Below are 12,672 nucleotides of genomic sequence, written 5' to 3' on the forward strand. Positions count from 1 at the left end.
GCCGCCGCTCCGCTCCCGATTCCGACCGGCGGGCCGGGGCGAACTCATCGGCCCGGGCCGGAGATGCGCGGCCCGGCGGCACGGGCGGCGGGCGTCCCGGTTCGGGGCGGCGCACCGCCACCCCTCTGACCTCGGCCGTCCCCGTATCCTCGTGCGTATGAAGGCCGTGCCCTGGATCCGAGCGATCGGAGAGACCGCCCGGGCCGGCCTGTCGGTCGAGCGCACCTCCATCCACCCGCTCATCGCGCTCCGCGGAGCGGTCGGCGTCGGCATCGTCGTCGGGCTGACGCTCTGGGCGGGGTCGCCGGAGCTCGCCGTCTCCTCCGCCTTCGGTGCCTTCTCCTCCGGCGTGGCCACCTTCCAGCGGAGCTGGCGGCCCCGCCCCGTGCTGGCCCTGTCCGCGGCGGCGGGGCTGGCGCTCTCCACGTTCGTGGGCTTCCTGGCGTCGGGGAACCCGCTCGTGTTCGTACTGCTGCTCGCAGCATGGGCGTTCGCGGCCGGCATGGCCTGGGGCGTGGGGCCGACCGCGGGCGTCGTGGCCGCCTCCACGGTCGCGGTCATGCTCGTCACCGTCACCCTCCCCACCACGCTGCTCGGCGCGCTCGCGCACGCGGCGCTCATCGCGGCCGGCGGGTGTGTGCAGGCCGCGCTGATCGTGCTGTTCCCCGTACGGCGCTGGGGTGAGCGGCGCGACGCGCTGGCCGACGCGCTGGCCGGCGTCGCCGACTACGCGCGACGCCTCCGGCACGATCCGAGCGCGCCCTTCGACCCCGAGCCGCTGATGAAGGCGCGCAGCGCCGCCGCCGTCTCCCCGCGCCAGGCGCGCCGCCGCCCGCGGCAGCTCGGCGGGTACCGGGGCCTCGCCGAACGGTTCCGGCCGGTGCTGGCCTCCCTCGCCGACCCGTACGTGGGAGCGCCCATGGTGGGGCGGGAGCGCGAGCGGGTGCGGGAGCTGCTCGCGGCGGCGGCGACGGTGCTGGACGCCACCGCACGCGCGATCCGCCGCGCCGAGCGCGTGCGCATCCCGGCGGACGCCCTCGAGGTGCTGCAGGTTCCGGAGACGGGGCCGGAGCTCAACGGGCCCGCGCGCAAGGCGGGCATGCGGCTGATCGCCCTGACCGAGGACGCCGTCGACGCCGCGCAGGAGCCCGTCGAGGTCACCCGCCGGCTGCCGCTCGTCCCGCGTGCGACGTGGCACATGCCCGCCCGCTCCGGCAGCGCCGACGACGCCGACGTCTACGTGGACCCCGACGCGCGGGGCCGGCCGGTGAAGATCCCCCCGCCGCGGCACCTGAGCCAGCCGTCGCTGACCGCGCTGGTGCCCCTCGCGCTGCGCACGTTCCGCCGCGAACTGCGCTGGTCGTCGCCGGTGTGCCGGCACGCCGTCCGCGTCGGGGTCGTCGTCGCCGTCGGCTACCTGATCGGCAAGTCCCTGCCGCCCGAGCACGGTTACTGGGTGCCGCTGACCGCCGTGATGGTGCTGCGCCCGGACTTCTCCCGCACGTACGAGCGCGGGGTCGCGCGCCTCGTGGGGACGCTGTTCGGGGTGGCCGTCGCCGGCACGGTGACGGTCCTCTTCCACCCGCCGCCCGCTGCGAGCGCGGGCCTGGCGGTGGTGAGCGTCGGCCTCATGTACCTGCTGATGCGCACCGGTTACGCCATCACCTCGGCGTGCATCGGCTCGTACGTCGTCTTCCTCCTCGGCGTCGCCGGGTCGACGTGGTCGCAGACCGTGCTGGAACGCATCTGGCTGACGGCGATCGGCGGCGCGCTGGCCATGCTCAGTTACGCCGTCTTCCCGGCGTGGCAGACGCCGCTCCTGCGGGACCGGCTCGCGGACTGGCTCTCGGCGACGGTGAGTTACACCGTCGCCGTCCTGGAGTGCTTCGCCGACCCGGCCAAAGCCGCTTCGGGGCCCGCGGGCACTCCCGCACCGGAGCACCCGGACCGCAAGGTGCGCGACGCCCTGCTGGACGCCCGGGCCGCGCGTCTCGAATGGGACGAGACCGCCGGCCGCGCGGGCGCGGAACCCGTACGGCACCGCGGCAGGCTCTCGCGGCGTTCGGCGTCCGACGCGCAGGCGGCGCTGCTCACCGGAGGGCGCGTGACGATGCTGCTGGAGGCGCATTTGCCGGAGCGGAGCGCCGAACCGAGCGCGGGGGCCGCCCAGTTCGCCGCCGCGCTGCGGGAGACGCTGCCGGCGGCGGACAGGGCCGTCCGGGAGAACGAGCCGCTGGACTGGGGCTCCGTCCACGCGGCCCTGTCGCAGTGGTGGGAGCTGGAGGCGGACCAGCCGGCGCCCTCTGTCGCTCTGCGGAGCGCCGATCTGCTGGCCGACGCGCTGGAAGACCTCGCGGAGGCCGTGGCCCCGGCGTGACGCGCGGCCGGCGGTCCGTGCACGAGTGAGCGGCCGCCTGCACCCCGGCCACGCGCCGCGTCACATCTCCGGCCGCAGGCGGGCGTAGCGCACCAGGGTGTCCCGGCCCGTGCGGACGCGGACCTCCACGGTGACCGGTTCCGCCAACGGCCTCCAGCGGACGTCCAGTTCGGCGTCCCGCACCTCCTCGCCGAGCTGCCCGGCGACGGCCTGCCCGAGCCGGGCCGCGGCGACGGAGTCCAGCCGGGGCGTGGTGACCGCCCGCCGCCCGTCCGGCAGCGCGACGACTGCGGACCAGGGTCGCCGCCCGGGACCGACCACTCCGAGGAGCCGCGCGTCGACCGTGTCGCTGATGCGCATCTTGCGCCACGCCGCCCGCCGGTCGCCCGGCCGGTACGCGGAGTCCCAGCGCTTGGAGACGATGCCTTCGACGCCCCGGGGCCTCAGCTCGCGCGTCCACGCGCGGGCCTGTTCGGCGTCCTCGGTGGCCAGCACCGTCTGGATCTCGGGCCCCGCCTGCCCGACGACGTCGCGCAGCCGGGCCCACCGCGTCCGCAGCGGGGAGGGGCGCAGATCGGTGTAGGGCACGGCGAGCAGGTCGAACGCGACGAGAACGGCGCCGGGCGCGCCGGGACGGGGGCGTCTGGCCAGGCCCCGGGACTGGAGAGCCTCGAAGTCGAACCGCCCCTGCTCCTCGCTCCACACGACGGCTTCGCCGTCGATGACGGTGCCCGCCTCCAACCCGGCCGCGGCAGCCGCCAGTTCGGGGAACTGCGGGGTGACGTCGCGCTTGCTGCGGGACTGCACGCGCACGCCCTCCCCGGTGACGGCGAGAGCGACGCGCCATCCGTCGAGCTTGACGGAGTGGTGCCAGCCGGGGCCGTCGGGGATCGACTCGACCGCCCTCGGCCGTACCAGCTCCACCGGCAACCGCACTACGAGCGCACCACTCACAGCGGCCAGCTTCGGGACATCCGCCGCCGGGCTCCCGCGGCCACGCCGGGGTCCGGTCCGTACGCCACCGTGGTGGACGAGCCCGGACGGCGCCCGCGCCGGCGATGAGTCGAGGCCGCGGCGGCGGTCGGCACCTCCATGAGCACCGATGACGAGAGACGCATCAGAACGCTGATCGAGCGCTGGGCAGAGGCGGTGCACGAGGGCGACATGGACGGCGTGCTGGCCGACCACGCCGACGACATCGTGATGTTCGACGTCCCGCCGCCCGAGGAGGGGGTGGTGGGCATCGACCACTACCGGGAGACGTGGCCGCCGTTCTTCATGTGGCAGGCGCAGGGGGCCACGTTCGAGCTCGTCTCGCTGGACGTCACAGCGGGCGAGGACGTCGCCTTCGCGCACGCGCTGCTGCGCTGCGGAACGGAGAGGGAGCTGCACGAGAACCCGGACGGACGGCTGCGTCTCACGTTCGGTCTGCGCAAGGAGCACGGGCGGTGGCTCGTGTCGCACGAGCACCACTCCTTCCCGGACAGGAGCGCGGTATGAGAAAGATCGTCGTCGCGATGTCCGTGTCGCTGGACGGGTTCATGGCGGGCCCCGGCGGCGAGCTCGACTGGCACCTGGTCGACGAGGAGCTGCACCGCCACTTCAACGACGAACTCCGCGGCATGAGCGCCTTCCTCGACGGGCGCGTGTCGTACGAGCTGATGGCGGAGTTCTGGCCCACCGCCGACGCCGGCCCCGGCGTCCCCGAACCGGTGAGGGAGTTCGCCGGCATCTGGCGGGAGATGCCGAAGTTCGTCTTCTCCCGGACGCTGGACCCCGGCGGCCTCCGCTGGAACACCTCGCTCCGCCGTTCCGTCGACGCCGGCGGGATCCGGGAGCTGAAGGCCCGTCCGGGCGGGGACATGGCCCTGGGCGGGGCCTCCCTCGCGGCGGCCTTCAGGGAGCGCGACCTGATCGACGAGTACCGCCTCTACGTCCATCCGGTCCTCCTCGGCCGGGGCAGACCCCTCTTCCACGCGACGGACACCAGAGCGGACCTGCGCCTCGCCGGAACCCGCACCTTCGGCAACGGCGTCGTACTGCTGCGGCACGAGCGCACCCGGGACGAGGCCGCCGCCTGACGGCACCGGCCGCTGCGACGGCCCCGCCGCCGGAGACGGCTGACGGGGCGCACGGCGTCAGGCCTCCTGGGCAGTGCCCGTCCCGCCGAGGAGCGCCGAGGGCCATCGCCCCTTGTGGACGGCGGAGTGGACCTGGCGGGTCAGCTCCCTGGCGACGGCTTCGACGGCTGCCGGCATCCGTCCGGCCCTCGGAGTGCCGAGCACGATCGAACGCCAGACGTCCGGTTCGGACAGAGGGGCGGCGCTGAGGGAGCCGTCGGCGACGTCGGCGGCGATGCCGACGGCGGGCAGGATCGTCCAGCCGTGGCCCGCGCGTACGAGCTGCTTCTGCGCGCGCATCGAGTTGGTCTGGACGCTCTCCGCCACCCGCACGCCGGCGCGTGCCGCCGCCCCGTCGATCAGCGTTCGCAGCGCGTGGCCGGCCGCGGGCATGACGAGGGGTCGCGTCGCGGCCTCGGCGAAGGGCACGGGCTCGTCGCCGCTCAGGGCTTCGGAGGGCGGGGCCGCGACCCAGAGCCTCTCCCGTACGAGGGGTGCCGCGTTGAGCGAGGGGCTGCTCTCCAGGCCGTACAGCAGGCTGAGGTCGAGGTCGCCGTCGTCGAGCCACTGCTGCAGGTGGCCGGAGTAAGCGGTGAGCAGGCGCAGCTGGACGCCGGGATGGTCGCGGGCCAAGGCGGAGACGAGGGGTTCCGCCAGCAGGTCGCTCGCGCTGTCGAGGAGGCCGACGGTCACGATGCCGGTGACCACGCCCGGCGTCGGCTGGATCTCCGCCCGCGCCCGGTCGAGTTCGGCCAGCGCCCGTCGGGCACGCTCCACGAGGGTCGTCCCGGCGGCCGTGGGCCTCATGCCGTGCCGGGTGCGCTCGAACAGCGCCACCCCCAACTCCTGTTCCAGCGTGCGGATCTGCCGCGTGACGGCGGGCTGGACGAGATGCAGGAGCTCCGCGGCCCGGGTGACGCTGCCCACCTCTGCCACGGTGACGAGCGCCTTGAGCTGTCTGAAGTCCACTGGACCACTCCGTGCCATTTCCGCCGGACATGGCTCCATCAGGAGACGTCATTTCACCGGCCCTGCCATGAGTGCCCATGATGGTAACGCCGCGGGTTTCCCCGCCCACGGTCCCCCCGCAGAGAGGCCCAGCATGACCGAGCTCCCCCTTTCCGGCGTCACCGTCGTCACCGTCGAGCAGGCCGTGGCCGCGCCCTTCGCCACCCGCCAGCTCGCCGATCTCGGCGCCCGGGTCATCAAGGTGGAGCGGCCCGCGGGCGGCGACTTCGCCCGCCGGTACGACACGAAAGTGCACGGTCAGTCCAGCTACTTCGTCTGGCTCAACAGGTCCAAGGAGTCCCTGACCCTGGACCTGAAGTCGCCGCCCGGACGCGAGATCCTCGAGGAACTGCTCGCCGAGGCGGACGTGTTCGTGCAGAACCTCGCCCCGGGCGCGGCGGCACGGCTCGGACTGGACGCGGAGTCCCTGTCAGAGCGCTTCCCCTCGCTGATCCCGTGCTCGATCACGGGCTACGGCTCCAGCGGCCCCTGGGCCGGGCGGAAGGCCTACGACCTGCTCGTGCAGTGCCAGACCGGCCTCGTCTCGCTGACCGGCACCCCGGAGGAGGCCGCGCGGGCAGGGGTCTCGGTGGCGGACATCGCCGCCGGCATGTACGCGTACTCCGGGGTCCTCACCGCCCTGTACACGCGGGCCACCACGGGGGTGGCCCGGGCCGTGGAGGTCTCGCTGTTCGAGGCGCTCGCCGAGTGGATGAGCCAGCCCGCGTACTACACGCTCTACGGCGGAACCCAGCCGCCCCGCGTCGGCACCCAGCACGCCACCATCGCGCCGTACGGCGCCTACACCGCGGCGGACGGCAAGCAGGTGCTGTTCTCCATCCAGAACGAGCGGGAGTGGACCGCCCTGTGCGAGCGGTTCCTCGAACGGCCGGAGCTGGTGGACGACCCGCGCTTCGCCACCGGGTCGGACCGTGTGGCCCACCGCGAGGAGCTGAACGCCATCGTCGCCGAACGCTTCCGGCGCTCCGCCGGCAGCGAAGTGACGGACCTGCTCGACGAGGCGGGCATCGCCAACGCGGACGTGAACGACGTACAGGCCTTCCTCGACCACCCGGTGCTCGCCGAGCGCGGGCGCTGGCGCGGGGTGAGCGTCCCCGGCGGTGAGATGGAAGCCCTCTGCCCGCCGGCGGACCTGGCGGGAGTGGAGGCGCGGATGGACCCCGTCCCCGCGGCGGGCGAGCACACCGAGCGGATCCTGACCGCGCTGGGGCGGGACGCCGGCGAGATCAAGCGTCTGAAGTCCGGCGGCGTCGTCTGACCACGCCGCAGCGGAACCGGCGGACCGGACCGGCGGCGGCGCGGGCGGGTGTCAGGCGAAGGCGACCTCCGCCGTGGCGTGGCGGGGCTCACGGTGAGTGGCGATGCGCAGGGCGGCGCTCCCGCCCGCCGGCGTACCGCAGGCCAGCAGGGGCTCGCCCGCGAACGCGGGACGCCGCAACCGGTAGGACAGGGACGTCACACGCCGTCCCGGAGCCTCGCGGCGCACCAGATCCAGCATCGCCAGCACCAGCAGCGGGCCGTGGACGACGAGGCCGGGGTAGCCCTCCTCGCCCCGCGCGTAGGGCGCGTCGTAGTGGATGCGGTGCGCGTTCGCGGTGAGGGCGCTGAAGCGGAACAGCAGGGCCGGGTCCGTGCGCAGGGGGGAGGACCAGGGCTCACCGGCCTCGTCGGGCACGGCCGACGTGTCGAGCTCCGCGGGGTGCCGGCCGCCGCTCCGCCCCGAGCGGTAGACGATGTCCTGCTCCTCCACCAGACAGGTCCGGCCGAGCTGGCTGTAGGCGCTGCGCACGGTGACGAAGAGGAGCTCGCCCGAGGCTCCCTGCTTGGTCTCCACGGCGTCCAGGCTGCTGACTCGCTCGGCCGGTTCGCCCAGGCGCAGGGGTTCGCCGATCCGGCAGCGGCCGCCGGCGAACATCCGCTGCCTCTCGGGGATCGGCGGCAGGAAGCGGCCGTCGGCGGGATGCCCGTCGTCCCCGAGCTCCTTCTGGGGCGGCCACTGCAGGAAGTACAGCCAGTGCCACAGGGGCGGCAGCGGATCGCCTTCCGCCGCCGCGGGGCCCGGCAGGTCCAGGACGGCGGACAGCGAGGCGGCCGGTGCGGGCGGCATGCCGTCGGTCTCCGTGACGGCCTCGGGCCTCCACGACTCCACGTACGGGCGCAGCCCGCTCTGGGAGGCGTCCATGGCTCACTCCTCGTCGTCGAACTGCAGGCACGGACCCGTCCCGAGGTGCCTCGTGTACGCCCTCCGTACCCGCATCCGGGCGTCCCGTGCGGGCGTGCGGGCCGGACGAGGTTCCGCGTCCCCGGGCTTCATCGTCCCGGCTGACCGGGGGCCGTGAACAATAGAAAGAGCTGATGCCCGTATCCGCCGCCGGCATGGCGCCGTCGCGGCCGGAACCCTCACGAGGAGCGCCGCATCCGCCTGGTACGGGCCTGGCTGCATACCTAGCCGGCCCCGTGGCTCCCGTCTCCGTGCTCGCCGTGCCGGAAGTCCCGCCCGCGGGGCGCGCGGTCCGCTGAGCCGCCGTCCTGCGCCGTCGTCTCCTCCCGCTCCCGCTCCGCTGCCTCGCGTGCGCGTTCGGCCGCCCTGCGGGCCGCCTCCGCCGGGCGGAGCACGGAGTCCTCGGGCTGGTCGATGTCGGGGACGGTGTCCTTGTCCTCGTCCCGGGTCTCCTCCTCCCACAGGGCCCGGTACTTCGCGTCGCGCATCTTCAGCAGCACGCACGCCGCGAGGGCCGCGAGCAGCGAACCGACGAGGACGGCGGCCTTCACGTGCTCGGTCACCGCCTTCCCTTCGAACGCGAGCTCCGCGATCAGCAGCGAGACCGTGAAACCGATCCCCGCGAGCATCGATATGCCGAAGACGTCCGACCAGGACAGCGCCGGATCGAGCCGGGCCTTGGTGAAGCGGGCGGCGAGGTACGTGCCGCCGAAGACGCCCACGAGCTTGCCCAGGAACAGCCCCAGCACGACGCCCAGGGGTTCGGGGTCGCGGAAGACGTCGGCGAGCGCGGAACCGGAGACGGCGACGCCGGCGGCGAAGAGAGCGAAGAACGGCACCGCGAAACCGGCGGACAGCGGCCGCAGCCGGTGCTCGACCTCGTCGGCGGGCGAAGGCGGCGGGTCGTCGTCGCCGGAGGTCTCCGCGTCCTGAGCCGCGTCACTGCCGGACGTGCGGCCGCGCTCACGGGGACGGACGCTGAGCAGCATGCCCATGACGACACCGGAGATCGTGGCGTGGACGCCGCTGTTGTACATGAGCGCCCAGATGACGAGCGCCAGGGGCACGTACACGTACCAGCCGCGCACCCGCCACCTGACGTGCAGCATCCGGAAGAGCACGAGTCCCGCCAGCGCGCCCGCCAGGGCCGCCCAGTTGAGCGTGGAGGTGAAGAAGAGGGCGATGACGACGATGGCACCCAGGTCGTCGACGATGGCGAGGGTCAGCAGGAAGGCCCTGATACCGGCCGGGAGGTGCGTGCCGATGACGGCCAGGACACCCAGCGCGAAGGCGATGTCGGTGGCCATCGGCACCGCCCAGCCGCTCAGCTCTCCGCCGCCCGCCAGGTTCGTGGCGAGGTAGAAGGCGGCGGGCACCACCATGCCGCACAGTGCGGCGACCACGGGCAGCGCGGCGGCCGACGGATTGCGCAGCTCGCCCGTGACGAGCTCCCGCTTCAGCTCGATGCCGGCGACGAAGAAGAAGAGCGTCAGGACGCCGTCGGAGGCCCAGTGCTCCACGGACAGGTCGAGGCCGAGCGCGGGGATCCCGAAATGGAAGGAGCGCACAGCCTCGTAGGAGGCGCTCAACGGTGTGTTCGCCCAGATCAGCGCCACGACGGCGGCGGCCAGCAGCACCATGCCGCCCACGGTCTCGGTGCGCAGCGCTTCGGTGAGCCGGCGGCGTTCCGGTGCCGACGGGCGGGAGAAGAGAGGGGCGGCCGTGCGTGATCGGGAGCTGTCCGGCATCTGTGGGTCTCCGAAGACGGGAGGGGGCAAGGACGCTCGTAAGCGCCGCCGACCAGACTTCCCGGCACACCGCCACGCCATCGATCTTGACGTGGTACCGACACCGTACCGTCCCCTTCCGCCCTCGTCATCCGCGGCCTCTCCCACGGCTCGCATACTCTGTGGCGCACCTCAGGAGACATACGGGCGCCTGCAGTGAGGCGGGGCGGGGAGTGGGAGCGATGGCCGGCAGCAGACCAGCGGCGGGGTCCGGGGGAAGGGCGGGCCGGCCCGGAGAGGGCGGCACCGGCGGCGGACCCGCGTCCCACGACGGGGCGGACGCCCGCGACGAGGACTTCGCCCGCGGCTACCCGGAGCTGCTGGCCGAGGTGTCGCAGACGGGGCGGCTCCCGCGCCGCGACGAGCTGGACGGCTTCCGCGCGCTGGGCGAGCTGGCGGCCGAGCGCGGCGTGCACCTGCGTGAGCTCGTCGGGCTCTACCTGGGGGAGACGCGGAGGCTGTGGGGCGAACTGCCGGGCGTCGCCCGGGCGGGCACGGCGGGGGAGCGGGCCCGGACGGGCGACGCGATCCTGGGTGCGGTCGAGGCGGCGGTGAGCGCGCTCGGCGAGGGGCACGAGCGTGCCCAGCGGCTCGCCATGCGCCAGGAGGAGAACGAGCGGCGGGAGTTCGTCGACGACCTGCTGTACGGGCGCAGCGACATGGGGCGGCTGGCGGAGCAGGCACAGCGCTTCGGGCTCCGGCTGGCGGGCGTCCACGCGGTGGCCGTGGCGTCCGGCGCCGAGAGGTACGACGACGTGCACCGCACCGTCCGGCGCATCGAGCGGGAGCTGCTCGGCCGCTTCGGCGCGCGTGACGTGCTGCTGGCCACCAAGGACGGCCGCCTTGTGTGCATCGCGTCGAGCAACGACCGCGACGTGCTGGACCAGTTCGCGCGGCTCGCCGAGCACCCTGGCGCCGGCTATCCGGCGGCGGAGCGTGTGGCGGTGGGCCGCGATCACTCCGGTGCGGGCGGCGTGGTGCGCAGCTACGAGGAGGCACTGGGCACCCTCGAACTGGCCGACCGGCTGGGCCTGGACGGAGTCCGGCTGAGCGCTTCGGAGATGCTCGTCTTCCCGGTGCTGCTGCGGGACCGTGCCGCGATGGCGGACCTCGTGGCGACGGTCCTGGGGCCGCTGACGAAGGCCCGCGGCGGTGCGGCGCCCCTGCTGGAGACGCTCGCCGTCTGCGCGGCCGCGGGCTACGTCAACGCCGAGGCGGCGCGGCGGCTTGGGCTGAGCGTCCGCACGCTCTCCTACCGCCTGGAGCGCATCCGCACGCTGACGGGCTACTCGCCGGGCGAACCGCTGCAGCGCTTCACGCTGGAGGCGGCGGTCATGGGCGCGCGGCTGCTGGGGTGGCCCGAGAACGAGCTGTGACGGCCGTGTCGTGCCGGATGCCGCGCCCACGGCCCGGCGCGGGGCAGGGGCGGCCTTTCATGGCGGCTGGGCTGCGCGGACGTGTCGGAAGCCGGTCCGGGCGATGCGCCGTCCGGACATCAACGCCCCTTGAAGATTGCCGAGTTCTGGCAATGTGCACTTGAGACTTCGGGTGTCACCATGTCCGTACGCCGCAACCGGGAAGGAAGGCCGGGAGGGTGGACGGAGCCGCAGTGCTTCCTCTTCCCCGACTGCCGACCGCACCTCGGTTCCCAGCTTTCGTGCTGGTGAGACGGGGTGAGCCGATGCCCTCGACGGGGGTGAGGGCATCGGCACCGGTGTGCGGGGTGAACGCGTGACGGGGGTGCGCGGCCCGGCGGGGGGGTGTACGGGGGCGGCGTGCGGACCGGCTTTTCGGTCCGGCGCTGGTTTCCGGGTCGGCGCAGTTGCGGCGTCTGGTTCCGCGGAGGCTCAGGGGGTGGGCCTCCGCGGGCCGGATGCACGGGGGTGCCCCGGACCGTCCGGCAGGGTGCGGACGGTCCGTCGGCAGCGGACGCGCCGCAGCCCGCGCTCTCGGGGGAGGGAGCGCGGGCTGCGGCCGTACGGAGCGCAGCGCGGGGCTGCGCGGGGCGGGGCGGTCTCAGCCGACCCGCAGCTCCTGACCCGGAAGGATCAGGTCCTCGTCGCCGCCGACGACGGACTTGTTGTCCTCGTAGAGCTGCTTGAGGCCGACGTCGTGGGCGGTCGCGATGGAAGCCAGCGTGTCACCGGGCTTCACGGTGTAGTCGCCCTCGCCGCCCTGCGGCTCGTGCGCCGGCTCGCTCTGCTGCGAACCGCCGGAGTCCGTGCCGGAGCCGCCGCCGGGGTCGACGTCGGCGGGAGCGCCGCCGGAGGTCAGGCCGCCCTCACCGGCGCAGGCCCAGGCGCCCGGGCCCTGCTGGTCGAGCAGCTTCTCGGCCGTGGCGATCTGCTGTTCCTTGCTCGCCTGGTCGGCGCGCGGCGCGTACTTCGTACCGCCCGCGGCCTTCCAGCTCGATTCGGAGAACTGCAGGCCGCCGTAGTAGCCGTTGCCCGTGTCGGCCTGCCAGTCGCCGCTGGACTCGCACTCGGCGACCTTCTCCCAGGTGCCGACGGAGGCAGCCTGCGCGCCGGGCGCGGTCACCAGCGGGAGGGCGACAGCGGCACCGGCGACACCGGTGAGGACGGCGAGGCGTGCGGCCCTGACGGGCCCACGGTCACGGCCCTTGCCGGAGAACATCATCGTGAAGGTTCCTAACGATCGCGGTGTCCGCAACAGGTCGTTGCGAACGTTCGAGCGGTGGCGACCGTAAGCACACAGGCGCGGGTGGCCAAAACGGCCCTGAGTGATCCATCAGTTGACGCATGGCAGCAATAACCGCCATCTGTGCAGGTCAACTTGTTAGGGGCGAAGCGGACAACCGGGCGTCGGCGGGGCGCACCGGAGAGAAGGGTCACATCGTCCGCGCTCCGGGGGACCGCCCCGTCCTGCGAGCCAAGTCGCTTACCGGTAAGGCGAGTTACAGCGGGGGCGGGGGGTTCCGGCTGCGGGCTGCGGCGAGTTGCGGGACGGCGGCCTACGGGGGCGGAGTGAAGAGCGAGTCGGGGTGTTCGTCGAGCAGCCCCAACTCCTCCTCGGGTGTGATCACGTCTGCAACCGCAGGGGAGTTCTGGATCGACGCGGGGAGACCCTCGGACGACGCCACGGAATCGCCGCGGCGCCGTCCGGCCTTCACCTATAGGT

Annotated in this window: 11 protein-coding genes; 5 read left to right on the forward strand and 6 right to left on the reverse strand. The window is 73.9% G+C overall.

Annotated elements, in window-relative coordinates:
- The first annotated feature begins 157 nt into the window (after positions 1-157).
- Entirely contained in the window at positions 158-2,377 is a 2,220-nt protein-coding gene (locus IEY56_RS09180; protein WP_189036631.1) for an FUSC family protein, read from the forward strand.
- Between the two features lie 60 nt (positions 2,378-2,437).
- Here IEY56_RS09180 and IEY56_RS09185 read toward each other — a convergent pair whose 3' ends face one another.
- A complete protein-coding gene (locus IEY56_RS09185) occupies positions 2,438-3,331 on the reverse strand; it encodes an ATP-dependent DNA ligase (protein WP_189036632.1) in 894 nt (297 codons plus the stop codon).
- A 138-nt stretch (positions 3,332-3,469) separates the two neighbouring features.
- Between IEY56_RS09185 and IEY56_RS09190 the strand changes: the two genes are divergently transcribed.
- Positions 3,470-3,877 (forward strand): nuclear transport factor 2 family protein, encoded by a 408-nt coding sequence (locus tag IEY56_RS09190; RefSeq protein ID WP_189036633.1) that lies wholly within the window; start codon positions 3,470-3,472, stop codon positions 3,875-3,877.
- On the forward strand, positions 3,874-4,458 hold the full coding sequence (locus IEY56_RS09195; protein WP_189036634.1) for a dihydrofolate reductase family protein: 585 nt from the start codon (positions 3,874-3,876) through the stop codon (positions 4,456-4,458). The genes IEY56_RS09190 and IEY56_RS09195 overlap by 4 nt, the downstream gene beginning before the upstream one ends.
- Positions 4,459-4,515: 57 nt before the next feature.
- Here the strand turns inward: IEY56_RS09195 and IEY56_RS09200 are convergent, their stop codons facing one another.
- On the reverse strand, positions 4,516-5,466 hold the full coding sequence (locus tag IEY56_RS09200; protein ID WP_189036635.1) for a LysR family transcriptional regulator: 951 nt from the start codon (positions 5,464-5,466) through the stop codon (positions 4,516-4,518).
- A 133-nt stretch (positions 5,467-5,599) separates the two neighbouring features.
- On the opposite strand from IEY56_RS09200, the gene IEY56_RS09205 reads away from it, so the two are divergent.
- Positions 5,600-6,784, forward strand: a complete 1,185-nt coding sequence (locus tag IEY56_RS09205) for a CaiB/BaiF CoA transferase family protein (protein ID WP_189036636.1) — start codon at positions 5,600-5,602, stop codon at positions 6,782-6,784.
- 51 nt (positions 6,785-6,835) lie between these two features.
- On the opposite strand, the gene IEY56_RS09210 is transcribed toward IEY56_RS09205, so the two are convergent.
- On the reverse strand, positions 6,836-7,708 hold the full coding sequence (locus IEY56_RS09210) for an HTD2 family dehydratase (protein ID WP_189036637.1): 873 nt from the start codon (positions 7,706-7,708) through the stop codon (positions 6,836-6,838).
- A gap of 263 nt (positions 7,709-7,971) precedes the next feature.
- On the reverse strand, positions 7,972-9,495 hold the full coding sequence (gene nhaA, locus IEY56_RS09215) for a Na+/H+ antiporter NhaA (protein WP_189036638.1): 1,524 nt from the start codon (positions 9,493-9,495) through the stop codon (positions 7,972-7,974).
- A 221-nt stretch (positions 9,496-9,716) separates the two neighbouring features.
- Between nhaA and IEY56_RS09220 the strand changes: the two genes are divergently transcribed.
- Positions 9,717-10,910, forward strand: coding sequence for a PucR family transcriptional regulator (locus IEY56_RS09220; protein WP_189036639.1), 1,194 nt, complete (start codon positions 9,717-9,719; stop codon positions 10,908-10,910).
- Positions 10,911-11,550: 640 nt separating this feature from the next.
- Here the strand turns inward: IEY56_RS09220 and IEY56_RS09225 are convergent.
- Positions 11,551-12,171: a LysM peptidoglycan-binding domain-containing protein gene (locus tag IEY56_RS09225; RefSeq protein ID WP_189036640.1), complete on the reverse strand. Its 621-nt coding sequence runs from the start codon at positions 12,169-12,171 to the stop codon at positions 11,551-11,553.
- A 334-nt stretch (positions 12,172-12,505) separates the two neighbouring features.
- Positions 12,506-12,634, reverse strand: a complete 129-nt coding sequence (locus IEY56_RS28820; RefSeq protein ID WP_268241320.1) for a hypothetical protein — start codon at positions 12,632-12,634, stop codon at positions 12,506-12,508.
- Positions 12,635-12,672 lie beyond the last annotated feature (38 nt).

The organism is Streptomyces daqingensis, assembly GCF_014645895.1.
GTDB classification, from domain to species: Bacteria; Actinomycetota; Actinomycetes; order Streptomycetales; family Streptomycetaceae; genus Streptomyces; species Streptomyces daqingensis.

Bases quoted from the DNA above. Each gene is read 5' to 3' on its own strand.
- IEY56_RS09180 (WP_189036631.1), top strand. From the start codon at position 158: ATGAAGGCCGTGCCCTGGATCCGAGCGATCGGAGAGACCGCCCGGGCC.
- IEY56_RS09190 (WP_189036633.1), top strand. From the start codon at position 3,470: ATGAGCACCGATGACGAGAGACGCATCAGAACGCTGATCGAGCGCTGG.
- IEY56_RS09195 (WP_189036634.1), top strand. From the start codon at position 3,874: ATGAGAAAGATCGTCGTCGCGATGTCCGTGTCGCTGGACGGGTTCATG.
- IEY56_RS09205 (WP_189036636.1), top strand. From the start codon at position 5,600: ATGACCGAGCTCCCCCTTTCCGGCGTCACCGTCGTCACCGTCGAGCAG.
- IEY56_RS09210 (WP_189036637.1), bottom strand. From the start codon at position 7,708: ATGGACGCCTCCCAGAGCGGGCTGCGCCCGTACGTGGAGTCGTGGAGG.
- nhaA (WP_189036638.1), bottom strand. From the start codon at position 9,495: ATGCCGGACAGCTCCCGATCACGCACGGCCGCCCCTCTCTTCTCCCGC.
- IEY56_RS09220 (WP_189036639.1), top strand. From the start codon at position 9,717: ATGGCCGGCAGCAGACCAGCGGCGGGGTCCGGGGGAAGGGCGGGCCGG.
- IEY56_RS09225 (WP_189036640.1), bottom strand. From the start codon at position 12,171: ATGATGTTCTCCGGCAAGGGCCGTGACCGTGGGCCCGTCAGGGCCGCA.